The 25,186-nt window shown below is 59.8% G+C and carries 28 protein-coding genes; 14 read left to right on the forward strand and 14 right to left on the reverse strand.

The window, feature by feature from the left end; genetic code table 11:
* Positions 1-48: 48 nt before the first annotated feature.
* Complete coding sequence (locus K8I84_RS07770) at positions 49-876, reverse strand: DUF2059 domain-containing protein (RefSeq protein ID WP_223794173.1); 828 nt, start codon at positions 874-876, stop codon at positions 49-51.
* 171 nt (positions 877-1,047) lie between these two features.
* On the opposite strand from K8I84_RS07770, the gene K8I84_RS07775 reads away from it, so the two are divergent.
* Entirely contained in the window at positions 1,048-1,677 is a 630-nt protein-coding gene (locus K8I84_RS07775; protein ID WP_223794174.1) for a lysozyme-like domain containing protein, read from the forward strand.
* A gap of 9 nt (positions 1,678-1,686) precedes the next feature.
* Here K8I84_RS07775 and K8I84_RS07780 read toward each other — a convergent pair whose 3' ends face one another.
* Complete coding sequence (locus tag K8I84_RS07780) at positions 1,687-2,586, reverse strand: LysR family transcriptional regulator (RefSeq protein WP_223794175.1); 900 nt, start codon at positions 2,584-2,586, stop codon at positions 1,687-1,689.
* Positions 2,587-2,716: 130 nt separating this feature from the next.
* On the opposite strand from K8I84_RS07780, the gene K8I84_RS07785 reads away from it, so the two are divergent.
* Positions 2,717-2,908 (forward strand): hypothetical protein, encoded by a 192-nt coding sequence (locus K8I84_RS07785; RefSeq protein ID WP_223794176.1) that lies wholly within the window; start codon positions 2,717-2,719, stop codon positions 2,906-2,908.
* Between the two features lie 93 nt (positions 2,909-3,001).
* Here K8I84_RS07785 and K8I84_RS07790 read toward each other — a convergent pair whose 3' ends face one another.
* Complete coding sequence (locus K8I84_RS07790) at positions 3,002-4,684, reverse strand: AMP-binding protein (RefSeq protein ID WP_223794177.1); 1,683 nt, start codon at positions 4,682-4,684, stop codon at positions 3,002-3,004.
* A gap of 424 nt (positions 4,685-5,108) precedes the next feature.
* On the opposite strand from K8I84_RS07790, the gene K8I84_RS07795 reads away from it, so the two are divergent.
* The gene (locus K8I84_RS07795) at positions 5,109-6,023 is read left to right on the forward strand and encodes a glutathione S-transferase family protein (RefSeq protein ID WP_223794178.1); all 915 of its coding nucleotides are present in this window, start codon (positions 5,109-5,111) and stop codon (positions 6,021-6,023) included.
* Between the two features lie 2 nt (positions 6,024-6,025).
* On the opposite strand, the gene K8I84_RS07800 is transcribed toward K8I84_RS07795, so the two are convergent.
* The gene (locus tag K8I84_RS07800; protein ID WP_223794179.1) at positions 6,026-6,454 is read right to left on the reverse strand and encodes an Lrp/AsnC family transcriptional regulator; all 429 of its coding nucleotides are present in this window, start codon (positions 6,452-6,454) and stop codon (positions 6,026-6,028) included.
* A 118-nt stretch (positions 6,455-6,572) separates the two neighbouring features.
* On the opposite strand from K8I84_RS07800, the gene K8I84_RS07805 reads away from it, so the two are divergent.
* Positions 6,573-7,694 (forward strand): arginine N-succinyltransferase, encoded by a 1,122-nt coding sequence (locus K8I84_RS07805; protein ID WP_223794180.1) that lies wholly within the window; start codon positions 6,573-6,575, stop codon positions 7,692-7,694.
* On the forward strand, positions 7,678-8,481 hold the full coding sequence (locus K8I84_RS07810) for a DUF1338 domain-containing protein (protein WP_223794181.1): 804 nt from the start codon (positions 7,678-7,680) through the stop codon (positions 8,479-8,481). The genes K8I84_RS07805 and K8I84_RS07810 overlap by 17 nt, the downstream gene beginning before the upstream one ends.
* 36 nt (positions 8,482-8,517) lie before the next feature.
* Here the strand turns inward: K8I84_RS07810 and K8I84_RS07815 are convergent, their stop codons facing one another.
* A complete protein-coding gene (locus K8I84_RS07815; RefSeq protein WP_223794182.1) occupies positions 8,518-9,174 on the reverse strand; it encodes a protein-L-isoaspartate(D-aspartate) O-methyltransferase in 657 nt (218 codons plus the stop codon).
* Between the two features lie 74 nt (positions 9,175-9,248).
* Positions 9,249-10,052: a TSUP family transporter gene (locus tag K8I84_RS07820; protein ID WP_223794183.1), complete on the reverse strand. Its 804-nt coding sequence runs from the start codon at positions 10,050-10,052 to the stop codon at positions 9,249-9,251.
* 107 nt (positions 10,053-10,159) lie between these two features.
* On the opposite strand from K8I84_RS07820, the gene K8I84_RS07825 reads away from it, so the two are divergent.
* From K8I84_RS07825 to K8I84_RS07850, 6 genes are all read left to right on the forward strand, one after another.
* Positions 10,160-11,221, forward strand: a complete 1,062-nt coding sequence (locus tag K8I84_RS07825; protein ID WP_223794184.1) for a PA0069 family radical SAM protein — start codon at positions 10,160-10,162, stop codon at positions 11,219-11,221.
* Positions 11,222-11,285: 64 nt separating this feature from the next.
* Positions 11,286-12,989 carry a murein L,D-transpeptidase gene (locus K8I84_RS07830; RefSeq protein ID WP_223794185.1) on the forward strand — a complete coding sequence of 568 codons (1,704 nt, stop codon included), beginning with the start codon at positions 11,286-11,288 and terminating at the stop codon, positions 12,987-12,989.
* On the forward strand, positions 12,986-13,441 hold the full coding sequence (locus tag K8I84_RS07835) for a hypothetical protein (RefSeq protein WP_223794186.1): 456 nt from the start codon (positions 12,986-12,988) through the stop codon (positions 13,439-13,441). The genes K8I84_RS07830 and K8I84_RS07835 overlap by 4 nt, the downstream gene beginning before the upstream one ends.
* 23 nt (positions 13,442-13,464) lie before the next feature.
* Positions 13,465-14,397 carry an alpha/beta fold hydrolase gene (locus tag K8I84_RS07840; RefSeq protein ID WP_223794187.1) on the forward strand — a complete coding sequence of 311 codons (933 nt, stop codon included), beginning with the start codon at positions 13,465-13,467 and terminating at the stop codon, positions 14,395-14,397.
* A 4-nt stretch (positions 14,398-14,401) separates the two neighbouring features.
* The gene (locus tag K8I84_RS07845) at positions 14,402-14,710 is read left to right on the forward strand and encodes a SelT/SelW/SelH family protein (protein WP_223794188.1); all 309 of its coding nucleotides are present in this window, start codon (positions 14,402-14,404) and stop codon (positions 14,708-14,710) included.
* 217 nt (positions 14,711-14,927) lie between these two features.
* Complete coding sequence (locus tag K8I84_RS07850; RefSeq protein WP_223794189.1) at positions 14,928-15,713, forward strand: ZIP family metal transporter; 786 nt, start codon at positions 14,928-14,930, stop codon at positions 15,711-15,713.
* Here K8I84_RS07850 and K8I84_RS07855 read toward each other — a convergent pair.
* Genes K8I84_RS07855 through mtgA form a run of 4 tightly spaced genes read right to left on the reverse strand, consistent with a single transcriptional unit; the run spans position 15,710 to position 18,622 of the window.
* The gene (locus K8I84_RS07855) at positions 15,710-16,405 is read right to left on the reverse strand and encodes an NAD(P)H-binding protein (protein ID WP_223794190.1); all 696 of its coding nucleotides are present in this window, start codon (positions 16,403-16,405) and stop codon (positions 15,710-15,712) included. The genes K8I84_RS07850 and K8I84_RS07855 overlap by 4 nt on opposite strands.
* Complete coding sequence (locus K8I84_RS07860) at positions 16,405-16,908, reverse strand: nucleoside deaminase (protein ID WP_223794191.1); 504 nt, start codon at positions 16,906-16,908, stop codon at positions 16,405-16,407. The genes K8I84_RS07855 and K8I84_RS07860 overlap by 1 nt, the downstream gene beginning before the upstream one ends.
* 15 nt (positions 16,909-16,923) lie before the next feature.
* Positions 16,924-17,907 carry a Solitary outer membrane autotransporter beta-barrel domain gene (locus K8I84_RS07865; RefSeq protein WP_223794192.1) on the reverse strand — a complete coding sequence of 328 codons (984 nt, stop codon included), beginning with the start codon at positions 17,905-17,907 and terminating at the stop codon, positions 16,924-16,926.
* A 13-nt stretch (positions 17,908-17,920) separates the two neighbouring features.
* The gene (mtgA, locus tag K8I84_RS07870; RefSeq protein WP_223794193.1) at positions 17,921-18,622 is read right to left on the reverse strand and encodes a monofunctional biosynthetic peptidoglycan transglycosylase; all 702 of its coding nucleotides are present in this window, start codon (positions 18,620-18,622) and stop codon (positions 17,921-17,923) included.
* Between the two features lie 141 nt (positions 18,623-18,763).
* Between mtgA and K8I84_RS07875 the strand changes: the two genes are divergently transcribed.
* Positions 18,764-19,294: a DUF2244 domain-containing protein gene (locus tag K8I84_RS07875; RefSeq protein ID WP_223794194.1), complete on the forward strand. Its 531-nt coding sequence runs from the start codon at positions 18,764-18,766 to the stop codon at positions 19,292-19,294.
* On the opposite strand, the gene K8I84_RS07880 is transcribed toward K8I84_RS07875, so the two are convergent.
* A complete protein-coding gene (locus tag K8I84_RS07880; protein ID WP_223794195.1) occupies positions 19,291-20,178 on the reverse strand; it encodes a diacylglycerol/lipid kinase family protein in 888 nt (295 codons plus the stop codon). The two genes, K8I84_RS07875 and K8I84_RS07880, sit on opposite strands and share 4 nt — an antisense overlap.
* A gap of 179 nt (positions 20,179-20,357) precedes the next feature.
* Here K8I84_RS07880 and K8I84_RS07885 point away from each other — a divergent pair, with 179 nt between their 5' ends.
* On the forward strand, positions 20,358-21,251 hold the full coding sequence (locus K8I84_RS07885) for a haloalkane dehalogenase (RefSeq protein WP_223794196.1): 894 nt from the start codon (positions 20,358-20,360) through the stop codon (positions 21,249-21,251).
* A gap of 151 nt (positions 21,252-21,402) precedes the next feature.
* Here the strand turns inward: K8I84_RS07885 and rarD are convergent, their stop codons facing one another.
* From rarD to K8I84_RS07900, 3 genes are all read right to left on the reverse strand, one after another.
* Positions 21,403-22,293: an EamA family transporter RarD gene (gene rarD, locus K8I84_RS07890; protein ID WP_223794197.1), complete on the reverse strand. Its 891-nt coding sequence runs from the start codon at positions 22,291-22,293 to the stop codon at positions 21,403-21,405.
* Positions 22,290-23,207 (reverse strand): DMT family transporter, encoded by a 918-nt coding sequence (locus K8I84_RS07895; protein ID WP_223794198.1) that lies wholly within the window; start codon positions 23,205-23,207, stop codon positions 22,290-22,292. Before K8I84_RS07895 ends, rarD begins: the two co-directional genes overlap by 4 nt.
* Positions 23,208-23,388: 181 nt before the next feature.
* Positions 23,389-23,628 carry a TIGR02647 family protein gene (locus K8I84_RS07900; RefSeq protein WP_223794503.1) on the reverse strand — a complete coding sequence of 80 codons (240 nt, stop codon included), beginning with the start codon at positions 23,626-23,628 and terminating at the stop codon, positions 23,389-23,391.
* Between the two features lie 155 nt (positions 23,629-23,783).
* Here K8I84_RS07900 and K8I84_RS07905 point away from each other — a divergent pair, with 155 nt between their 5' ends.
* Positions 23,784-25,133 (forward strand): dicarboxylate/amino acid:cation symporter, encoded by a 1,350-nt coding sequence (locus tag K8I84_RS07905; protein WP_223794199.1) that lies wholly within the window; start codon positions 23,784-23,786, stop codon positions 25,131-25,133.
* Positions 25,134-25,186 lie beyond the last annotated feature (53 nt).

Raw genomic sequence — 25,186 nt, forward strand, 5'->3', positions numbered from 1 at the left:
TTTCTGCAAACAGAGCCACTGATTCGGGCGATACAGTGGCTTTTCATACTACTGGCTGCCGCCCGTTGGCGAGAGCAGGCGAGCCATCTGCGCACTGACCGATTCAATCGGTTCCGAGATCGCCTGCTGGATGCTGCTTGCGACGGTCCGGGAGAAGGCGACCCCCGGTGGGCTTTCCAGGAAGTCCAGGTACAGATTCATTTCCTGGGCGCTGATGTCTTCATAGGTGTACAGGTAGCTATCGAAAACCTGCTGCCCAACCACACCCCGCAGAGTACTCCTCTGACTCTCAATGGCCTGGCGCAGTTCGTCCTGACTCATTGAATTCGGGCTGAGCGATACCATGGCGCTGGCCAGCCCGAGCTGCACAGCCATGGTGGTGTCCACCGCACTTTCTGTGGCGCGGGCCGCGCGGTCGTAGCGCTCGAACATCCGGCTGCGCTCGGTATTACGGTATTTCCGGCTCAATTCCGGCCCCTGAGCCTGAATGTCTTTCCAGACCGAGGGCGCGGAAGCGGCAATTTCAGCCTCGGCGATCTTCCGGGCGACCGGTGTTTCATACCAGCTATGAACCGAGGCCAGCTGTTCAGACGTCAGATTATTTTCCAGGTTCTCAACAATCTGCTGTTCGATGTCCGCATCCCGAAAACTGAGGCTGACCACCTGACCAATGGTCGCGGTGACCGCTGGTGGCAAGTGCCCAACCTGCGCGAGACCATCCTGAATGCCCTGCTTCAGCATTGCGGGGTATTGGGCCACGATATCGTCGATGGGTGACGCGGTCACAACCTGCTGGGCACTGGGTGCAGCCACGGCCTGGCCAGCAACAAATACCGCCGCATATAAAAGAGGTTTAATTAGAGCGCGAGGCTTCATAACACTATCATCCCATTTCATGCCTTACTTTGTTTATGGCACGAGATATGCCAAATCGGCAAGTGATCGCCGACATTGGGAGATGACAGTTTGGTAGGGAAGCGGTCCACAAAACGGCGCAGGCAGCGCGTCTCGCAATGGCGATCCCGGCTCACCTGGTTTGTCCTTCCGGTGGCCGGCGTACTCATTGGCATCTGGGCGACTATCCGTTTCAGCCTGTTTGCTCCGGCCCCGCCAGCGAATGCAGAACACCTGTGCGAAATCTTCCGGGAACACCCGGCCTGGTACGACTATGCCCGCAGTTCCCAGGACCGCTGGGGCACTCCGATCGCAACCCAGATGGCGTTCGTTTATTACGAATCGTCATTCCGCAGCCATGCCCAGCCACCCCGTAAACGTCTGTGGGGCTGGCTGCCCTGGTTCCGGATCAGTTCGGCTTACGGATACGCCCAGGCACTGGACCCGGCCTGGCAGGATTACCTCAGGGCAAATGACGGCAGCTGGTATGCGGTACGAACCGATATGGAATACGCGCTGGATTTCATCGGCTGGTACAACCACCTGACCAACCGACACCTGGACGTTGCCTATTCCGATCCCTATCAGCTGTACCTGGCCTACCACGAAGGCCGGGGTGGCTTCAGCCGACGCACCTTCGACGAAAAACCCGCCATTGTCGGGCTCGCCAAACGGGTCAGGAACCGGGCGTTCCGGTACGACAACCAGCTCAGTACCTGCGAGCAAGAATTCCAGTGCTGGCGCTGGTACCAGTTCTGGCCATTCTGCTCTGTGCCTGGCTAGCCGGTCTGCTCAGAACGACGCGCTGATCTCGATGGCGCCAGCGTGTTCCCGCAACCGCTCCACCAGGTACTCCATGACGAGCCGGACCCGGGCCATTTGCTGGGTGTCCTGATTCACGTGCAGCCACAGGTCCACGCTTTCCCCGTCCAGCGGATCGCTCAGTCGCCTCAGTTCCCGCGCGCTCTCCCCCAGATAACAGGGCAAGACGGCCAGTCCGGCGCCAGCTCTGGCAAGGGCCACCATGGACTGCAGGCTATTGCATCGAATCAGGGATTCCGCGTGTTTCAGGTTACGCCGGTACCAGCGTCCCGTAGCCAGCTGGGTAAAGGTTTCGTCCGGTATCAGCCAGCGAAAGTCTTCCGGACGACTCAGCATTTCGATATCGCGGTGCCGACGGCAATAACCGATCGAGCCGTACACCGCCGACTCAATCGCCGCGATTCGCTCGCCTGACAGCGTTTCCTGGGGGTCGTTTTCCGGCCGAACGGTAATGTCCGCCTCCCGGTGACTCAGGTTGGCAACGTCGTTATCGGTGAGTACTTCCAGCTCAATGCCTGGATAGTCCCGCACCAGTGCCGACAGAATCGGGGCCAGCAGCTCGTTGAGCAGGACATCCTCAGCAGCAACCCGGACTTTGCCCACCGGATCGTCCCCCTGCCCCACCAGCTTGCGCTCGAGGTTTTCCATGGCCACGGCGAGCTTTTCCGCCTCGCGGAAGGCGGTCTCCCCCACCGGCGTTAACTGAAACCCGTCCCGGCTGCGCTCAAAGAATTGCACCCCCATGGACTCCTCCACCTGATCGAGCCGACGAAGAACCGTGGTTTGGTGCACCCCCAGCAGTTGGCCCGCTTTAGCAAGGGTTCCGCCCTGGGCCAGGGCGCGAATAAATCTCAGATAATCCCAGTCCATCTTTCACTGCATTTTTGCAACATGAGTACGGATTTTAACTTATTTATGCTGCGAATTAGAAACTCTAGAATTCATCCCGCAGTTTAAGGTAGATCGCTAACTATTTCGCACCTACTTGGAGGAAAGCGTAATGACTAACAGATACAGTGTTACAGATCAGCCGCTTCCATCAGCGCTCCTCCACAACGGCGCTGAGACGCGGAGACAGTACACCCGCGCAGCCATCAAAGGACTGGTGCAACGGCTCAGCCGCAAGGCGCAGGCCGTTCAGACTCAGGCGGAAACCGCTATTGAGATGCCCGGAATGCAGGGCAGCGTGTAAGGAATGTTGGCCTGTAGTTGAAGATCAGGCCCGACAGGAAGAAATTCTAAGGCGCCGATGCCCCGATGGGACATCGGCGTTTTTCTTTGGAAATCAGCTTTCCCAGATGACCGTTTGGGACTGCTCGAACCAGTGGTCCATTTTCGGCGCGTAGTAGTCTTCGATGATATTACGCTTGATCTTCATGGTCGGCGTCAGCATGCCGTTTTCCATGGTCCACGGATCGTTCACGATGATCATGCGGGCAAGCTTCTCATGGGGCTCGCACTTCGCGTTGACCGCATCGAACACCTCACGCAGTTCCCGCTCCAGTTCCGCGCGGTCGCCACCGTTTGCCAGCTCCTCCCTCGCCTCATCCGACAGCAACACCAGCAGACAGGGCTGGGGCTGGTTGGCACCGGCGACACACGCCACTTCCACCTTGGGGTGATTGAAGCGGTTCTCGATGGGCACCGGAACCACGTATTTGCCCTTGGCGGTCTTGAACAGGTCCTTCACCCGCCCGGTGATTTTCAGGAAACCCTCCGAGTCGATTTCACCCATGTCACCGGTTCTCAGGTACCCGTCCTCGGTGATGTCTTCCTTGGTTTTCTCTTCATTCTTGTAGTAACCCAGCATCAGCCCCGGGCTCTTCACTTCAATCTCGCCGTTGTCCGCGATGCGGTGATCTACCCCCGGGTTCGCGAGCCCGACAGTTCCAACGCGGGTTCTGCCCGGCCGGTTGGCGTGGGAGTAAGCGAAGTTCTCGGACATGCCATACACCTCAAGCAGCTCGAGCCCGAGGTTCCGGTACCATTCGATGATCGGAGCAGACAGCGGTGCCGCTCCCGTGAGCGCTGCACGGCAATGATCCAGCCCCAGTTGCTTCAACACCTTCTTCTTGACCAGTGAGTTGAGCACCGGGATCTTGAACAGCACCTTCTGCTTCTTGGGAGGCAGCTTGGCACTCACACCCAGATAGAATTTCATCCACAGCCGCGGAACGGAGAAGAATACGGTCGGGCGAGCCCGTTGCAGGTCCTCCTGGAAGGTGTCCAGGGAGTTGGCAAAGTACAGGTGGAAGCCGTAGTACAGAACCTGCGTTTCCACAGCCGCCCGCTCGGCGACATGCGCAAGCGGCAGGTACGACAGCATGCGCTCACTTGAATCCACCGGGAAAATCTGCTGCAGGCCTTCGGCCACCGAAATCATAGTCCGGAAGCTGTGCATGACCCCTTTCGGGCGACCGGTGCTGCCCGAGGTATAGACCAGCGTTGCCAGCCTGTCCGGGTCCGGCAACTTCGGCTCCGCAGGCTCCGTCCTGGCCACAATCTCATCCCACTGTGGCGTATCCTGCCGGGGCGACATGGGCAGGGAGATGATCGGCAGGTCAGCCGGGAGATGCCCCTTAATGTCATTCCAGCCATCCGCCTTGCCATCGAGCTTGCCGAGGAACAGCAACGTTGCCTCGCTGTGATCCAGCACGTAGGCCGCAGTCTCGCCGTTGAGCGTCGGATACAGCGGCACAGAAACATGGCCGGCAGCCCAGATAGCCAGATCCGCCAGAATCCAGTGAGCGCTGTTCTTGCCCAGCAGTGCAATCTTGCTTTGGTCCGGGAAGTTCAGCCCATTCAGGTGCCCCGCCATTCTGGAGACCTGATCGGCCGCCTGTTTCCAGGTGATGTCCTCAACCCGACCATCCGGATAAGGCTGGGTCATGAACACGGTATCGGGGGTTTCCTTGGCCCAGTAGTAAAGGCAATGGAGGGAGGTCTGCTTGCGAGAATCCGTTGCCATCGATGGCTCCTTATTATTTTAGCGATTCAATCCTGAGGTTCGATTCTGTATTCATAGTAGCGGTATTCGGGAGTGCCTCAATAGCAACACACATCTGTCTGGCTGACAATATTTACCACCGGCGTGAACCAGTTCACAGAACCAGACCACCCCGTTCGGGGCTTTGCTCTAGATTGACACTGAAGGCAACGCGAATTGCTCGCCAATCGGAGGACTCCGTGAAATCATCATCCCGTTCTTTTCTGATTTTCCCCGCCTGGGGCATCATCCTGCTGGGTTCCGCTGCATTCCTCTATTGTGCGTCCGTGGGTCTGCTGGGGAACTGACTTCGGCAAGAAAAGGCCTGCGCAGCCGGTGCCCGGGCCTGTAACCCAACGCATCCTCCTGTAAACTAGTCGTTTTTCCAACGAACGGATGCGTCTGTATGTCTGAACTGGTGCTGTTTCACTACCCCATGTCTCCCTTTTCCGAAAAGGCGCGCGCCATGCTCGGCTACGCCGGCCTTGCCTGGCAATCGGTTCAGGTAGAGGAGATGCCGCCTCGCCCCGTTCTTGAGACCCTCGCCGGCGGTTACCGGAAAATCCCGGTCGCTCAGCTGGGCGCCGATGTGTTTTGCGATACACGAACCATCGCCACGGAAATTGCCCGCCTCGCTAATAAGCCGGAACTGTCGCTGAGCGAACAGCCCGAAAACGTACAGGCATTTGTCGAAAAGGTGGATCTGGAGATTTTTCTGGCCTGCGTGATCGCCTCCAGTGACGCACGGCTGATGATCAAGCTGGTCCGTGAAACCTCCCTGCTCCATACCCTCCGTTTCCTGAAGGACCGTGTGGCGATGGGCCGAAAGGCCAGGGTGCGCGCAATGGGAGCGGGCGAGGCCAAAAAAGTAGCTCGTGCCTTTATCGCCGATCTGGACGAGCAACTAACACAGGACTTTCTGTTCGGGAATCAGCCCTGTGTTGCCGACTTTTCCGCCTACCATTGCCTCTGGTACGCCTGCGACCTGGCCAACAAACCCTGGCTTCGCGATTACCCGAAAGTGGCGGACTGGATGGCGCGGATCAAGGCGTTTGGCCACGGCACACCGACTGAGATCACGCAGGATGACGCCGTTGAGCAGGCCCGCCAGGCAGAACCACGGGCCTTGCCAGCCGCGGTGGATACGCAGCACGCGGGGCAAACCGTCAGCATTGCGCCTACCGACTATGGCCGAGACCCGGTCATTGGAATACTGGTCTATTCAGGTGCCACCGAAACCGTTCTCGCCCGCGAGATGCCTGCCGTCGGCCGGGTCCACATCCATTTTCCGAAACAGGGCTTCCGGCTGAAGCCTGTCTGACATCAGCGCCGGAAGCGAGTCTCCAGCACCACCGCCGAGTTGGTGCGTTCAACCCCTTCCAGATTGCCAATTTCATCCAGTACCGCGCTCAGTTCCTCCAGGGACTGGGCCTGTACGATGGCAATCAGGTCGTACTCGCCGCTGACGGCGAACAGCTGAGCCACCTGGGAGATGTCCTCCAGCTCCAGGTTGGTTTTGGCTGTCAGCTTCTGCAGCACCTTGATGGACACATGGGCCTCGACCAGGTTTTCGGAAAACTCCCCACCCAGCATCACCGAATAGCCCCGAATCACCCCACTGGCCTCGAGTTTGGCAATGCGATTCTGCACTGTGGAGCGGGAGACATGCAGCTCCCGGGCAAGGTCACTGATGCTGGTTCGGGCGTTCTGACGCAACAGCATCAGTAGCTTCTGGTCCTGCTTACTAATCATTTTGATATCTCAACCTTTCAATTTGATCTAATTCTATCCCGATTCGCTCATTTTGCATCTGCAATTTGACACACCAAGTCATCATACTTTGTGCCAAATCAACACAGGAATTTCGGACATGCTGATTCGCCCGATTGCACATTCAGATCTGGACACGCTCTATCAGATCGCCGTTGAATCCGGCCCGGGCTTTACTTCCCTGATGCCGGACCGCGAGGCACTGACCCGCAAGATCGAGCACTCCGTTGCCAGTTTTAACCGGACGGTATCGACGCCCGAAAACGAGCATTACCTGTTCGTGCTGGAAGACGAAGTCACCGGCGAGATCATGGGCACCACCGGGATCGAGGCGGCCGTTGGCCACGACCACCCTCTGTACCATTTCCATCGCAATACGGTGACCCATCACTCCCGTGATCTAGGCCTGCGCCACAGCGTGGAAACCCTGTCCCGTTGTAACCATTACTCCGGCTGCTCCGAAATCTGCTCGCTGTATCTGCGCCCCGAATTCCGTCGCCCCAATGCCGGCAAACTGCTGTCCCGCGTTCGTTTCCTGTTTATGGGCCTGCACCCCGAGCGCTTTGCCGATACGGTGATTGCTGAAATGCGTGGCGTTTCCGATGACGAGGGCCGCTCGCCGTTCTGGGACTGGATGCAAGCGCATTTTGTCGATATGGAGTTTGCCGAGGTCACTCGTCTGATCAGTAGCGGCAATACCGATTTCATTGAAGAGCTGATGCCCTCGCATCCGCTCTATACCTGCCTGCTGAGCCCGGAAGCCCAGAGCGTGCTGAGTGAGGTTCATGAGAAAACCCGTCCGGCGCTGCATATGCTCAAGAGCGAGGGTTTCCGGCACAAGGGGTATGTAGACCTGTTTGATGGCGGCCCGACCGTCGAATGTAAGCTGTCGGGTATTCGCAGCGTGCAGGAATCTGAACACTGGTCGGTTGAAATTGACCGTGCGCCGACCAATGATTTCCAGAAGCGTAGCCGGACACAGTTTGATTCACCGCTGCTGGTGACCAATACCGAAACCGCCGGTTTCCGGGCAACGGTGCTGAATGACGCAATTACCCGGGCAGGTTCCCGAACCCTGTTTTTGACACCAGCCCAGGCCGAGCAGCTGAACCTTCAAAACGGCAGCGTTTGCCGGGTTCTGCCTCTGACCAGTCAATCCCGGACTATGCCGGCTCCAAAAGAACATACTCGTGCGGAGGTAAGTTATGCACACCAATCATAAAGATCTGTTTGAAAAACTGTGGGACAACTACAAATCGGTAACCCCGTCGGCGGAAGAAATCCATCGCATCCTGGGTGCCGAGGAAGGCCAGGCCATCGTGAACGATCACATTGCCCTGCGTACCTTCAACCTGGCGCCAGTAGGTCTGGACGCTCTGGCTGAGCATTTCACCAGCATCGGCTACAAGCCCTGCGGCGAATACCACTTCGAAGCCAAGAAGCTGTTTGCCCGCCACTTCGAGCATCCGGATCCGGAAGCGCCCAAGGTGTTTATCTCTGAACTGCTGGTGGAAGAATTCTCTCCGGAACTGCAGGCCATTGTGAAAGACATGGTTGCCCAGGTTAAGCCGGAAGACGTCACCGCCGACAACTTCCTGTACTCCGGCCGTCACTGGGACGTGGACTACGACACCTACCGCAAGCTGCTGGAAGAAAGCGAGTACGCGGCGTGGATGGCGGCGTGGGGCTACCGTTCCAACCACTTCACCGTCAGCATCAACCACCTGACCCAGTACAAGACGGTTCCGGAAGTGAACCAGCTGCTGAAGGACAACGGCTACACCGTGAACGCATCCGGTGGTGAGGTGAAAGGTTCCCCGGCCGACCTGCTGGAGCAGTCTTCCACCATGGCAGACCGCATTCCGGTTCAGTTCGCTGACCGCGAGGAAACCATTCCGAGCTGCTTCTACGAGTTCGCCCTGCGTTACCCGAAAGAAGACGGAACCCTGTACACCGGGTTCGTGGCGGCTTCCGCCGACAAGATCTTCGAGAGCACTAACGCGGCCTAAGTCGTAACAGTCTCCCGAAAACAGAACAGGGCTGGTTTATGACCAGCCCTGTTCGCCTTTCAGGGGGACGAATCTGACGCCCCCCAGATCCTCAGTCCGAAACTCTGTTTCCGATACCCGGGTCACCCGCCTCAGCGACTGAGAGGTATGCTCTGACCCCACCGGCACCACCAGGTGACCACCAATAGCCAGTTGCTGCTTCAACGCATCCGGCACTGCCGGCGCACCTGCCGCGACACAAATACCATCGAAAGGCGCTTTCTCCGGCCACCCCATGGTGCCGTCACCACAGCGCACGTCCACGTTATCGTAGCCTTCGGCTGCCAACACACGGGCCGCTTTTTCAGCCAGCGACTCAATACGCTCGATGCTGTAAACCCGCCCGGCGATAGACGCCATCACCGCAGCGGCATAGCCCGAGCCGGTGCCGATATCCAGCACAGTTTCCCCACCTTTCAAATCCAACGCATCCGCCATCAATGCAACAATATAGGGCTGGGAAATGGTTTGCCCTTCGCCAATGGGCAACGGGCCATCGTCATAGGCGCAGTCCCTGAGATCCGGTGGCACAAAACGCTCACGCGGCACACGCCGCATGGCCTCGATCACCAGCGGAGACAGAATGTCCCGACCCATAATCTGCTGGTCGACCATCCAGTTCCGTAGTCGGCTGTATTCTGCTTGCTCACTCATGAGGTATGCCCTCCCTATGAGTACCCAACACCAAGTGTTGGCCGCTGGAGGGCATGACACAAGTTCATATCAACCTACGCAGCAACGCTGAAAATCCCAACCGTGCTGACGATCAGTAACACCGTGCCCAGCACCCGGAAAAAGACCGGTGTTTCCGCCCGAAGCATGCGATCGTGAACCGCCAGGCCGATGACATGGCCTACCGCCGCGCAGGGCAACAACCAGAGGTGATGAATTAACTGCAGATCAACCCCCGCCCAGATGAACGCCGCCATCTTGATGGTCACCAGAATAAACCAGAGCGCGAACAGCGTATCCCTGAGCTTTTCCTTCGGCAGGTGCTGGGCGACCACGGCAATGATCAGGGGCGCCCCGATCAGCGATGTGCCGCTGATGTATCCGCCAAGCATCAGGAACAGGGTGTCCACCGACTTGCTGCCACTTCGGAATGGGCGATTGATGATGTACGAAATGGAGTACAGCGCCACGATGACGAAAATGATGGCGCTGAGTACCTTCGAAGGCAAGGTAATCAGCCCCAGCACCCCAATCAGTTTCGGCACAATCATGATGGCCAATATGCGCCGTAGGTATTGCCAGTCGACGGTGCTCTCTCTCGCCCCACGACCGGGCGTCTGACGGCCCGATTCATCGGTGGCTGGCTGCGTCTTGCGGTTATTGATCCATATGGTCAGGGAGGAAAACACCAGAAGATGGACCGAAATCAGCGGCAGGAAGACCAGCGGCTGATCCAGCACCAGCAACAGAAACGGCAGTGACAGCACCGCCCCGCCAAACCCCAGCCCGGATCGCACAAAGCCGCTCCAGACAAAGATCAGGCCTATCAAACCATACTGGACCATTGTCAGGTCAGACATCACTACTCCCTTCACCGATTAACGCCGAAACACCGCCGGCACCCTTGCGCTCCGATACATTCAGAGCTAGCATCAGACTACTGTACATTTAACCAGTACCGAGGCCCATGAAAACCCGTGGCACCAGCCTGAATCCCCACAACCGATACCAGCCACGAGTGATCGCACGCTCGCGAGATGGCGAATGGTACCAGTCGGAGGAGGACGAGCCGAATCCGGACTCGATCGCAACGGAAGTCATCGATGAACGGGTCCGCTCCATCATCAGCCGGAACCGCTCACCGGATGTGCCGTTTGACCAGTCCATCAACCCCTACCGGGGTTGCGAGCATGCCTGTATTTACTGCTTTGCCCGGCCTACCCACGCTTACTGGGACATGTCCCCGGGACTGGACTTTGAAACCCGGCTGATTGCCAAGCCGAACGCAGACCATCAGCTTCGCCGGGAACTGGACCGGCCTGGCTACACCCCTTCGCCCATCGCCCTGGGGGTGAACACCGACGCCTACCAGCCCATCGAGCGCGAACGGCGCATCACCCGTTCCCTGCTGGAAGTCATGCTGGAATACCGCCATCCGGTGTCCATCATCACCAAAGGGGCGCTGATCCTGAGGGACCTGGACCTGCTCTCCGAACTGGCCAGGCAGGGCCTGTGCTCAGTGCGCATCAGCCTGACCACACTGAGCAACGACCTGAAACGGCGTATGGAACCGCGCACCGCCGCACCGGCCACCCGCCTTAAGGTGATCCGGCAACTGGCCTCGGCCGGCGTGCCTACCGGCATTATCCTCGGGCCAGTGATTCCGTTCATCAATGACCACGAGATCGAAGAGATTCTGACCTCCGCCGCCTCGGCCGGCGCCACCCGGGCCAGCTGGATCATGCTCAGGCTGCCCCTGGAGCTGGACGAACTGTTCCAGGACTGGCTGCAACGGCATTTCCCGGACCGGGCCGAGCGGGTGCTGGGCCGGATTCGGGACCTACGGGGCGGAAAACACAACGACAGCCAGTTTGGCCGCCGGATGACCGGCACCGGCCCCTATGCCGAACTGATTCGCCAGCGTTTCAACAACCGGGCCCGCAAGCTCGGCTTTTCCCTACACGCCAGCGAGCCCTTGCGAACAGACCTGTTCCGCCGGCCCGGCGGGGAACAAATGGGGTTGTGGTGACATCCAAAGGGCACGCCCGTTTCTCAACTATGCTGTTTGTTCAGTAAAAAGCCGGAGATACTGCATGCCCGCATTCAAGATGCGCATACAAGCCCTACTGCTGAGCTTAAGCCTGTTAACCCTGAGCTGGGTTTCTCCATCGCTGGCAGCCAGTGAGGCTATCGTGTCCCGGGTGGAAGCACTGGATGCCGGTTTCCCGGTGGAAGTCCTTGGCAAGCCGCTGTTTGCCCGTGAAGCCCTGTCGCGTTTCTACAACGCCCGGGAATACCAGCCCGCCTGGCACTCGCCCATCGCCCGGCGGCAATTGATCGAGGCCGTGCATGCGGTCAGCCGGGAAGGCCTGTCGCCCGAGGATTACCACGTTACCCTCCTGACCGAGCTGGCATACGGAGACATACACCAGCACTCCCCCGAGCTGCAGGCGGACCTGGACATGCTGCTGTCCGATGCCTTCCTTCTGCTGGGTGCTCATCTTCTGGACGGCAAGGTGGATCCCCATACCCGTCAACCCGACTGGTCGGTTTCAGACCAGCAACCGCATCTTATCAAAAAGCTGGCCACCGCCCTGGCAACCAACGATGTGACCGGTGAGCTGGCGTCTCTCCGTCCAGACCACCCGGGCTACAGGCAACTGGTTGAAGCCCGGGCCGAGCTGACAAAGCTGCTGGGGAGACCCTGGCTGTCGATTCCCCCGGGCGACATTATCCGGCCCGGAGATTCCGACGACCGTCTGCTGGAAATTCGTCGGCGCCTGAGAGTGCTCACTGACCTGTCGGAGCGGGAGCAACGATCTCCTCCTGTGAATCTGGGCATGTACACCCCGGAGATGAAACCCGCCCTGATGACCTTCCAGGCCCGCCACGGGCTGGCACCGGACGGGCTGATTGGCCGGCACACACTGGAAGCCCTGAACATGCTGCCGATCGAGCGTGTACGACAAATCGACGCCAGCCTGGAACGGTGGCGCTGGCTGCCGCAGTCGCTGGGAGATCGTTATGTGCTGGTGAACATTGCCGGTTTCAGCCTGACCATGGTGGAGGACGGTCTGGATGCCTTCCAGCAGAAGGTCATCGTCGGCCAACCCTTCCGGCAGACGCCGGTGTTCAGTGATCGCATTCGCTACCTGGTCCTGAACCCGACCTGGACTATCCCCCGGAAGCTCGTCATTGCCGACCAGTTACCCAGGATCATTCGCGATCCCGGTTATCTGGATCGAATGGACATCCGGGTATACGAGGGCTGGGGCAGCAACCAGCGACAGGTAGACCCGGCAACCATTCCCTGGGCCGATCTGACCCCGGAGGAGTTTCCCTATCACCTGATCCAGCAACCCGGGCCCCAGAATGCCCTTGGGCGCATCAAGTTCATGTTCCCCAACCGCTACGCGGTCTACCTGCACGACACCCCGGGGCAGTCGCTGTTCGGCAGGATCGACCGGACCTTCAGTTCTGGCTGCATCCGGGTTGAGAGACCCTTTGAGCTGGCCGAGTGGCTGATGTCTGGCGATCCGGAATGGTCCCGGGGAACCCTGGATGAAGCCGTTACCGCCCAGAAAACCCAGACAGTGATGCTACCCACCCCGGTTCCGGTCTACATTGAATATTGGACGGCCTGGGTGGACAACGGCGGGCAGCTTCAGATCCGCAGCGACATCTACCACCGTGACAGCACACTGATCCGTGCACTGCGCCAGACACCCTCCGGCGACGGCCAACGAATGACGCCGGTTTACCTTGGCATGGCAAACGACCCGGGGGAGCACCCATGAAGCACCTCATCACAGCGCTGACCATCCTCCTGCTGCTGGCTGCCGGATGCCAGTCGCTGCCCGATAACGAGGAAGGCATCGAACGTAACGTGGTGTTCCTCAGCGCGGAACACTGTCTCAGCGAGGAGATCGAGGACCTGGACAAAATCCATTATGGTCCCTGCCTGAAGATCGTCGCTGTTGAGGGGCAGCCACCTCAACCCAGGGAAGACGGTTTTATCGAATTGCCGCCAGCCACACCGATCACCCTTACGGCTGGCTGTGTATACCGTCACGCCGATGGCACACCCATACCCCAGACCTTCGAGACCGTCGACATCGCCATTACCGAACGTACCTTTACCGAGGCCGGAGTGCGCTGGTACCTTCACGCCCACGAGCGGGCACAACGGGTGACAGGCTGTGAACCCACACTCTCACGATCCGTTTTCCCCACTTACAAAACCGACTGACACTCCGTCGCCAAGGACACTTTTTGCCAGGACGCCCCCAGCCAACATCCAGTGCCACCGTTTCTGTCGATCACACCATCCGGCTTCAGGACGGGCGCAACTTCGCCTACACCGATATGGGCGCAAGGGATGGCTACCCGGTCTTCTTCGGCCACGGGATGCCCGGATCGCGGCTGGAAGGCCGCTTCTTTCACCAGCGAGCAAGGCGCCACGGCTTTCGCATCATTACTCCGGACCGCCCCGGTATCGGGCTGTCGGACTTCCATCGGCGACGTTCGTTGCTGGACTACCCGGTTGATATCCTGCACCTGGCGAACGCTCTGGGGTTCAAGCGATTCAGCCACATTGGCTGGTCGAGCGGCGGCTCCCGGACCCTCGCCTGCGCCTTCGCCCTGCGCAGACGGATGGACCTGGGGGTGTGCCTGTCCGGCTACACCAGTTTCGACGAGTATCATCAACCCCAGCGTTTCGTGGAAGGTACGCGCTGGCCCGGCCCTCGCCTGGCACGGCTGAGCCCGGCACTGACCAAGGCCGCCGTTGGCGTCGCCGCCTGGATGTTCCGTCGCAGTCCCGGCCTGTACATGCGCGAAGCCGAGCAACTGGTCAGTGCGGAGGACCGGGAACTGCTGCGCCACTTCCTCCGTGGCAAGGTCTTCCGGCGGGATCAGATGGTGTGTCTGGCCAGCGGCGGCACAGCCATCGCCACCGATCTGCTGACCGAACTGGAAAGCTGGGGCTTCCGGCTGGCAGATGTCAGAATACCGATCATGATTTACCAGGGAGAGCAGGACCCGTTCATTCCCGTGGACTACGCCTGCCACCTGGCCAGCAAGCTGCCCATAGCATCCCTGAGGCTGCTGCCGGATGCCGGCCACCTCTACCCGCTGGCCGAGCACTTCCAGGACGAGCTGTTCAGCAGGATGTGGCATCACCTGACCAAGACAACAGAGATGTGAACGCATGACAAACCGAGTTGATATCCACTACTGCACCGGCTGCCGCTGGCTGCTTCGCTCCGCCTGGATGGCCCAGGAACTGCTGACCACCTTTGAAGGTACTCTGGACGAACTCACCCTGCACCCGGGAAGCGGAGGCATCTTTGAAGTGTGGGTAAACGACACGCGCATCTGGTCGCGCAAGGAGCAACGGGGCTTCCCGGAAATTACCCAGCTCAAGCAACTGGTACGGGACCAGATTGATCCGGATCGATCACTGGGCCATTCGGACAAGACCGGCAAGACGGCAGAAGAAGACGCAGGGAAAGCCTGAAAACCCCGCTGCCCCCAAACGCACGGGTGTCAACTCAACCGGTGCTGAACTGCCGCCCACAAATTGTCGTACCTGTTAATTGAGTTGGCCAAAGAGGCCAGGACGCAAGGAATGCGATCTACGGGAGGAAACCGCCCGTCCCGTTCGTCCTCACTTCCCTTGATTGAGCTAGCCATGACACGCAACCCCGCTGCCGATCACAGAAGACGCGCCCGACATGGCCACTGACGTCAGCATCATCTGGCAAGGCACCATGGCTAGCCTGGCTGCCGGGCTAGCCAGCGGCGTGGGTGCGATGGCGATTTTCTTCGTCAGGTCGGTGTCAGACAAGCTTCAGGACAGCATGCTGGCAGGGGCCGCCGGGGTCATGCTGGCAGCCTCGTTTTTCTCCCTGCTGCTGCCAGGGCTGGAGTACGGCGAGGCGCTACTCGGAACCACATGGGCGGCTGCGGCCGTGGTCATTTTCGGAGTAATGTCCGGCGCCTGGGTGCTGTATTACCTGCACCAGAAACTGCCACACGAACACTTCAGCCTCGGCCGCGAGGGCCCCCATGCGGAGCACATCCGCCGTATCTGGCTGTTTATCATTGCCATCACCCTGCACAATTTTCCGGAGGGTATGGCGGTGGGCGTCGGGTTTGCCGGCGGCGATGTGCGCAATGGCTATGTGCTGGCCACCGGTATCGGGCTTCAGAATATTCCGGAGGGGCTGGCCGTGGCCTTTTCCCTGCTGGCCATCAATTACTCGCGTGTGAAAGCCTTCACCATCGCGCTGATGACCGGCCTTGCCGAGCCCATCGGCGGACTGTTCGGCGCCACCATGGTGTGGATCGCCGAGCCCATCATGCCCTGGACCCTGGGCTTTGCTGCCGGCGCCATGCTGTTTATCATCAGCAATGAAATCATTCCCGAAACCCACCGCAACAGTTACAAGACGATTGCCACCTTCTCGTTGCTGACGGGCTTCGTGGTGATGATGTCGCTGGATGCCACCCTGGGTTAGATCTCGCCTGCCAGCCTGCAGATCTCCGGGTAGGTCCAGACCTGCCGGCCAACCACCGGATCGGCGGTGGTCGCCAGGCCGCAAACCTCATTGACCATGGCCCGGGCCACGGTGGCCGCTTCAATCCCCCGATATTGCACCAGCGGCCCCAGCAACGCGCGGTTGACCAGCGGCATGACTTTGATGCCCAGAGCTTCCGCAGTCCGGTGCTCCTGACGCTGCCCCAGCAATAAGCCAGGGTGGTAGATGGAGAGGTACGGATACCCCAGTTCGCGCACCGCGTCTTCCAGTTCCCCTTTCACCCGGTTGTAAAAAATCTTCGAGTTGGCCGAAGCGCCGACGGCGGACATCAGGATAAACGCCCTGGCACCGGCTGAACGACCCAGCCCGGCGGCCTTCAGGCTGTAACCAAAATCGACCTTGCGAAACTGTTCCTGCGAGCCGGCCTTCTTGATGGTGGTGCCAAGGCAGCACACGATGACATCCACATCAAACAATTCGGAGTGTGCCGCCAGGTCATCGAAATCCACCACCGGCTGGGTAAGCTTGGGGTGGTCTACGCCGGTTGGCCTTCGCACCGGTGCCACCACCTCGGCCACCTCGGACCGTTCAAGCAGGCCGTTGACGACCTTCCCACCGGTCAGGCCCGTCGCTCCCAGCACCAACACCCTCAATGGTTGTGTTTCGGCCATTATTCATCCTTTTTCTGATTGGTTGTTTCCAGACCCTGTCGGCGCCGATGGAGATCCCGCACCCGCTCCGCCAGTTGGGGATCAGGTCCCTCAACCGGTACTCCGGGCGCGATTTTCTGAATCGGAAGTGGCCGCACCGGCGGAGCACCCACACCCATCTCAGCCAGCCAGCGACTCAACTGTTCTGACGAACTGGCGTACACAATGCGCCCAAGCCCCACCCAGGCATGGGCGGCGGCACACATGGGACAATGCTCGCCGGAGGTATACACGGTCGCCGCGGCGCGCTGCTGAAACGTCAGATTCTCCGCCGACCACTGGGCAATGGCCAGCTCCGGATGCCGGGTATGATTACCACCGGCAACGTGATTGTGATCTTCAAACAGAATCTCGCCATCGGCCGAAACCAGCACCGAGCCAAAGGGTTCGTCCCCGCTCTCAAGGGCCTGCTCTGCCTGGGTGACGGCTCGTGCCAGCATGCTGCGGTCAAAGTCACTGATCATGGTTACGCCTTCGATCTACTCTTCGTTGAACAGGAACACCAGGGTGCCACCCCGGAGCACGCTACCATAATTGAGGTTGATGCCCACGGCGACGCTCTCGAAATAGCCGAACCAGCCGGGCAATTCCATCTGCCAGCCGCCGCCCACCTCGTAGTAATGGTTGTTGCCCAGCTGGCCATCGAGATCACCGCCCAGATCCACCCGATAGGCTTCCAGCCACAGGCTCTGGTCCCGCCAGAAGGGCAGCATGGAGGGGTCTTTGATACGCACACCCGCACGGCTGAACCAGGCTTCTGGCTGGGTATCGTGCGCGGGAATATCCGTGTCGTAGGTATCTCCGGCCAGATAATGGATATCCGCCGTCCAGTTCCAGATCGAATTGTTCCAGTAACTGAGATAACGCGTACCCAGCGCCGTTTCCGACATCAGCGCCTTGACCGAAATGTTGGTCACCAGGTTATCCAGTATGGGCCGGACATTACGAGAGGCGGGCGAGCGGAAATCTGTGTCGTTACGATACCGCATCCAGCGGCCCTCCAGCCTGGCACGCAGATGCCACCGAGGACGAAAAAAGTAGTCCCACAGGGCGTGAGCGCCCACCGAAAACACCCGATTGGTCACCCTGTCGACCGGGCTGTTCTCATCCTCCGCTACGATCAGCCGGCCCTCCTGCTTCACCTCCAGAAACGACAGGCTGCCACCCCAGGTCAGACTGGAGTTCCATTCCGGCAGCCCGGTTTCAACGGTGAGCGGCATCAACACATTCTGGATAGAACGTCGTAACTCAGAGGACTCCGCAGAGCCGAATTCGGGATCTTCCAGTTTAATAAAGTCGTTCGGATTAAAATCCCAGACACCGAACCGGAGCGTTTCACCGTTGGTCAGAAAGGATGCCAGCGAGAAGGTTTCGGCCAGCTCCGTGCGAACAATGTCTTCCAACTCATCGGCATGCACCGAAAACACAAGAAGGCTGATCAAGCACAGAACCGTCGTTTTCATAGGCTTGCTCTCGCTAGCGCGCCCAGTCTTGCAGGTACGCCAATCCAGACAACTGGCGCATCTGACCACGAATCCAGTTCACCCGCCCGACCACATAGGGAGATGGGCGAACCACGCTCAGCACGTTCGGATTGGGCAACACCGCCGCCAGGCGCGCGGACTGGTACGCCGAAAGCTGACTGGCCGGAATGCCGAAGTAGTGGCGACTGGCCGCCTCGGCCCCATAAATCCCGGGCCCAAATTCGGCGATGTTCAGATAAACCTCCAGTATGCGCTGCTTGGACCAGACCAGCTCGATCCCCAGCGCCAGGGCCGCCTCGAGTGCCTTGCGAACAAAACTGCGCCCACTCCAGAGAAACAGGTTCTTGGCGGTCTGCTGGGTTATGGTGCTGGCGCCCCGCAGCCCATCCCCTGCCCGGTAGTCACTCACTGCCTGCCGGATGGCGTCCAGGTCCACGCCCCAGTGCTGGGGAAATCGCTGATCCTCACTGGCGATCACGGCCAGCGACATCCAGGGGGATATTTTCTCGCCATCCACCCATTCCTGCTGCAACGGTGGGTCATGGTCACCCCACTGATAGGCAAGCATGAAGGCCGAGGTGGGCGGATCAACGAAGCGAAACAGCACCAGTACCCCGAGCACCAGCAACACCACCGCCAGGCAGGCGGACACCAGCCAGGTCAGTGTTTTTCTCAGCAGGGATTTACGTGCCACGGCGCCTCCCGTTGCCAATCTCGTCTATCATCAAACCCATGTAATCCAGTATGTCGTGCTTTTCGCCGCGAGTGCATTACCCGTGCTTCATCAGGCTGCATTCATCGGCATCGCGCAGCGGGTCGTATTTACGACTAACTGATGAGCAAGGCCCGTTCTATGGTTCAGCACCTGAAACACGCAGAGGGTGTCCGCCTTCTGCTCACCCCCAACCGCTCCCTGAGCTGGCGCGGCAATGTCCGTATCTGGCTGTGCGTGGTGGCGGTGACCGCCATCATCGCAACCGGCATGGCCCTGGCTGGCGCTTGGGTGATTATTCCCTTTGCCGGCGCCGAAGTGCTGGCGCTGGCTGCGGGCGTTTATCTGACGTCCAAAGCGTGCCAGCGCCAGGAAGTACTGACCATCAATGACGGCGACATTCGCCTGGAGAAGGGCCGGACCCGAAAGCTGTCTGAATGGACACTTCCATTACGCTACGCGCGCCTGCGAATGAACCCACCGGCGCACCCTTTCGCCCCCCCGAAGCTGGCACTCATTCACCGCGATGTCCACGTGTCGCTGGGTTCGTTCCTGAATCTGGAAGACACCGAAGCGCTGGTCAGTTTTCTGGAATCCCGAGGCCTGACCGTTGAGCGAAAACAACCGGAACCCGAGGGCGGGCTCTGGTTCTAGGATGCCGTTTTTCTCGGTGCTGTGCTCACCACGGTTTTCCCGATCACCCTGAGACAACGCGGCCGGCAAACCACCTGCAACGGGGTTTCCCCGGCCACATCACCATCGGCGGTCACGGTTTTGGCTTTCCCAGTCATGACACTGCAACGCTGCCCGGTCATCTGAACAACGGTACCCGTGCGGTCGCGCGAACGATTCAGGCGAACCGTTAAAAAAGCCAGCAGCAGTTGCCCGAGCGACCGGGGCTTGATGGCGACCATCGTGAGTTGACCGTCATTAGCGCTGGCTTCCGGAATCTCATTACCACCCCCGAAAAAGGCCCCGCTGGCGATGGCGACGGACAACCAGCGCCCCTCCACCTCGGATTTGTCACAACGGATCTCCGCCCGGAATCCGCGTGCAGCGTTCAGCCGGCGCAACAGCTCCAGACCATAACTGAAGCGCCCGAAGAGCTTCTTGCCGGCGCGTTCGGATTTTCGCACCGGCAGTGTGCCCAGGCCCACGTGCGCCACGTTGAGAAACAACCGGTCACCGAATTCAGCAACGTCCACCAGTTGCGACCTGCCCTCGGCAATCAGAGCGCACAGTGCATCGGGGTCCTGCGGCAATGCCAGGTTGCGGGCAAAATCGTTCGCCGTTCCCGACGGAAGAACGGCCAGCGTGGCGTCCTTTTCCAGGCATAGTTGTGCCCCGAAGTTCGCAGAGCCATCGCCCCCGGCCACCAAGAGGACATCGCCCCGGCAGACCAGATCCGTCCATGCCTGATCATCAAAACCCACCGGTCGAGGCTCGCTGATGCCGGCGCGTTCCAGGGCGGCCAGCCAGAAATCCTTGCCTCGTGCTCCATCGCCCGCTTTGGGGTTGGCGACCAGCCAATAGGTCATCAATGCAGCTCCCGCGCTTTCCTTCCGGTGAACATCGTCAGTTTCACTCACTCAACCATAAGCCACGAACGGGGCTTTCGCCCCTTACAAAGGCCGTTATGGAATTGACGGTCCTGAAGGGGCTGGGCACACTGCGGAAAAGCCAATAACAAATAACCAGACTCAGCGAGACCCACGCCATGGACTTCCTCCGCACCCCCGAGCACCGGTTTCACAACCTGCCCGATTACCCGTTTGACCCGCGCTATGTAGAGGTTGAAGGCCTGCGGATGCACTACGTGGACGAGGGGCCCGCCGATGCAAGGCCCATTCTGATGCTCCATGGCGAGCCTTCGTGGTCTTACCTGTACCGTCACATGATTGCGCTGTGTGTCGCCAAGGGGCACCGGGTAGTCGCCCCGGACCTGATCGGCTTCGGCAAATCGGACAAACCGACCGACATCAACGCCTACAGCTACCAGCGACACATGGACTGGATGCAGTCGTTCCTGGATCAGACGGAGCTGACCGACATTACCCTGGTGTGCCAGGACTGGGGTTCCCTGCTCGGGCTTCGGCTGGCAGCGGAGAATTCAGACCGGTTCCGCGCCATCGTGGTGGGCAATGGCATGCTGCCTACCGGCGACCAGAAGGTGCCACCGGTGTTCAAATTGTGGAAAGGCTTTGCCCTGAACACGCCGTGGTTTCCCGTGGCCCGAATCGTCAACCTGGGATCTGCCCGAACACTCACCAAAGATGAGATGCGGGCCTACGACGCCCCATTTCCGGACAAGACCTACAAGGCCGGCGCACGGGCCTTCCCCGCGCTGGTGCCGATCGCACCGGATGACCCGGCCGCGCCCGCGAATCGTGCAGCATGGAAGGTACTGGAAACGTGGGACAAACCCTTCCTGACAACCTTCAGTAGCGGCGACCCGATCACCCGGGGCGGTGATGCCTACATGCAGGGCCGAGTTCCGGGCGCGGAAGGCCAGCCACACACCACCCTCCAGGGCGGGCACTTTCTGCAGGAAGACTCACCGATGGCATTCTCGAACGCCATCATCGATCTGATGGCGCGCATGGACAGTTGAGCGCTGGCTCGGACACTAGACCAGGTGATTAATGAGGGGCCCTTAGTACCTGTCTCGTGTTGCTGCCATAACAATGACAAACGACCGTATTCGTTTCCATGAGTTCGCCATAGTAATTCCGGGTCACGTACCGCCGTGGAAACGAGCGCGATCAACGCGCCAGCACCGCTCGTCTGGCCTGACTGCGCCACGACGACCAGCTGTATAGCGCCAGCGCAATCCAGATCATGGTGAAGCTGGCCAGCTGGATCTGGCTGAGGGGTTCGCCAAACACCCACAGGGCGAGGAAGAACTGCAGCGTGGGGTTGATGTACATGAGAAAGCCCAGGGTCGCCAGGCGCAGCCGTCTTGCCGCGCCGGCAAACAGCAGCAGTGGAATGGCCGTGACGATGCCGCTGGCCATCAGCAAGGTGGCGTGGAGGGTGTCGCCGCCATAATGGGACTGACCGCTGGTACTGAGCCAGCTGAACGCCAGCAAACCCACCGGCAACAGCAACAGCGTCTCGACAAACAGGCCGGACAGCCCGTCCAGGGCCACCTGTTTGCGCAACAGACCATAAGTACCAAAGGTGAGCGCCAGCGCCAGCGCCATCCACGGCAGTTCACCCAGGGTGACCAGCTGAACCAGAATGGCCACGCCGGCCAGCCCCACCGCCACCACCTGCAACACGGCCATTCGCTCTCTGAGCACAAACAAGCCAAGCGCCACGTTCACCAGCGGCGTGAGGAAATAACCCAGGCTGGCCTGTAGCACATGGCGGGTTTCGACTGCGTAGATGTAAATGCCCCAGTTGGAGGCAATGAGCACCGCGCACGCCAGCACCCGCCACAGTTTGGCAGGCTCGGCCAGCGCCAGCTTTACCGGCCGCCAGCGCCTGAGTGCGGTGATCACCAGCGAGAGGAAGACACAGGACCAGATGATCCGGTGCACCAGAACCTCATACGCGGGAATGCCCTCAAACAAGGCAAAGAACAGCGGGAAACAGCCCCAGATCAGATAGGCAGACAATCCGTACCAGACGCCCCGGGTGACATCGTTCATGGCTTACCCCCGGCAACGGGTGTTTTCGGCGCAGGCCGGTTCTGGGTGACGACCAGCGCCACCCCCACAATGGCCACCAGACCTCCGGCCATGGCCAGGCCACCGAGTTGTTCGCCAAACAGAAGGTAGGCTTCAAACGCCGTCACCGGTGGCACCAGATAAAACAGACTGGCCACCTGCGATGCCGCGCCGCGGCGGATCAGCCACATCAGCAGCAGGATCGCACCGATGGATACCCCCAGCACCAGCCAGGCCATGGAGAGCTTCAGTTGCAGGCTCCACTCCACTTCCCGGGTTTCCAGCGCAAAGGCACCGATCGCAAAAAAGGTTGCCGCGGCGGCGTACTGGATAAACGTACCAGTCACCAGATCGGCGCCCGTGCCGAAGCGTTTCTGATACACGGTGCCCACGGAAATGCCGACCAGGGCAAACACCGCCCAGACGATGGCCCACAACGACAGGTCCACGCCGGTGTAGTCGGTGCCGTATTTCTCGAACAGCACCAGGGCGACACCAAACAGCCCCAACGCAAGCCCGATCCATTGCCGGAATGTCACCCGTTCCCGCAATACCATTACCGCCACCGCGGCCGTCACCAGGGGCTGGAGCCCGACAATCAGCGACACAATGCCAGAGGCCATGCCCGTGTATATCGCGTAGAACACGCCGCCCAGATAGCAGCCATGCACCAGCACCCCGGTCACCGCCAGGTGCCCCGCCGCCCGCCATCCCGGCCAGCGTGCATTCAGCAACCGGACCAGCATCGCCAGCAGACCGAGGGTGATCAGCATACGGATCAGCAACAGGGTGAATGGCTCCGCGTAGGGCAGGCCGTAATTGGCACCGATGAAGCCGGTGCTCCACAGCCAGACAAACAGGGCCGGAATGAGGTAGGACGAAACGACCGGATGCATGGGCAACAACCAGACTGAACAATGGATGAATGGCTGCAGGCTAAAGGTTAGCAGCCGAACGAAATAAGCCGGTCAGTATCGTTCAATCCAAAAGGTTCGGCAATCAGACCTGTGGCTGGTCAGACCAGATAGTGAGGCGGGGAACCGCTGTTGCCGTCCCCGGACCCGGTGCAACTGGCGTCTAGGAACCGCCAAGAATGGACTGCAGTTTCTGGGTCAGTTCGACTGCCTCAGCCCCCAGGGGCGTCAGATAACCGCCGTCTTTCTGGCTGATCAGACCCTTGGAAAACAGGTTTTCAGCCGCCTGAATGGTTTCGGGTGCGGCTGTGTGGGCATGTACCTTGATGCCCTCCTGAGTGGATGACGAGGGGAATTGGGCTAGAAGGTTCAGTTCGGACAGGTGATCGGCGGAGAACGGCATGGCAGAACCTCGTTTTATTGTGATGATTTCAGCATAGTCCATCGGCATCCGCGGATTCGCACTCATTATTGATTCAGCTCAGGGCTGAGAGTCGGGTCTCATTATCCAATACCCTATACTTCCCGTAGCCCACCGCACACGGACGACTGACTGGCATGGAAAACAACGGCTATTACCCCCAACAACTCCGCCATTTAAGCGGTTACCTGTCCGGTCTGGTCAAGGGCAGGCTGTGGCTGAAGGTGTTGATCGGCATGCTGATGGGGCTTGTCACCGGCACCCTGCTGGGGCCGTCCGTGGGTCTGGTGGAGCCTGCGACGGGCAGCCTGGTCGGCAACTGGCTCGCGTTTCCCGGCCAGCTGTTCCTGGCCACCATTCAGATGATTGTGATTCCGCTGGTCATTGCCTCGGTGGTGCGTGGTCTCGCCGCCAGCGAAGACCTGGCACAGTTACGAACGCTGGGCGTCCGGGTCACGATTTTCTTTGTCATTACGACGGCGGTTGCTGCCGTCATTGGCCTGTGGATCGGCGGTGTTATGAACCCGGGCGCCATGATGACCGGGCTGGCCGCCACCGCGCCCTCCCCGTCAGTCGCCGCCGCATCCGCCAGCTCTGACTTTCCGGACGTTCTGGAACTGCCGCAAACCCTGATCGGCCTGCTGCCGGGCAATCCGCTGGACGCCATGGTGGAAGGGCAAATGCTGCAGGTGGTGATTTTTTCCATCATTGTGGGTGTGGCGCTGGTCAGCATGGACCCAAAGAAATCCCGCCCGATGCTGGACCTGCTGGATTCCCTGCAACAGATCTGCATGACGGTAGTCGGCTGGGCCATGCGCCTGGCGCCCATCGCGGTGTTCGGACTGATGGCTCAACTGACCACCACCCTCGGTTTTCAGGCGATGCTAGGCATGGCCTCCTACGTGCTGACGGTCATCATCGGCCTGCTGCTGATGCTGGTTGTGTACATGCTGATCCTGAAGCTCGTTGTTGGTGACTCACCCAAACGGTTCCTGAAAGACACCCGGGATGTGCTGTTGCTGGCGTTTTCCACCTCCAGCTCCGCGGCAGTCATGCCACTTTCGATTCGCACCGCTGAGGACAAGCTCGGCGTTCGGCCGTCCGTATCCCAGTTCGTGATTCCACTCGGGGCCACGATCAACATGAACGGCACGGCGCTGTATCAGGCCGTCGCAACGGTGTTTCTGGCCCAGGTGTATGGCGTGGACTTGAGTGTCGGCAGCCTGGCCCTGGTGGTGGCCATGGCGGTAGGTGCCTCAGTGGGGTCCCCGGCCACGCCGGGTGTCGGCATCGTGATACTGGCGATGGTGCTTCAGACGGTGGGCGTACCTCCCAGCGGCATTGCATTGATCATGGGAGTGGACCGGATTCTGGACATGTGCCGTACTGCCATTAACGTTACCGGTGATCTCATCACCTGCCGCCTGATGGAGAACTGGTCCGGCACTCGCCTGGTTAGTGAACCGGAAGCCAGCACCCCGACGTAAGGACGACAACCCCAAGCCAGTTACGTTAGGCTGTGCAGCCAGGTTGTTAACGG

This window comes from Marinobacter sp. F4216 (assembly GCF_019931195.1).
GTDB classification, from domain to species: domain Bacteria; phylum Pseudomonadota; class Gammaproteobacteria; order Pseudomonadales; family Oleiphilaceae; genus Marinobacter; species Marinobacter suaedae.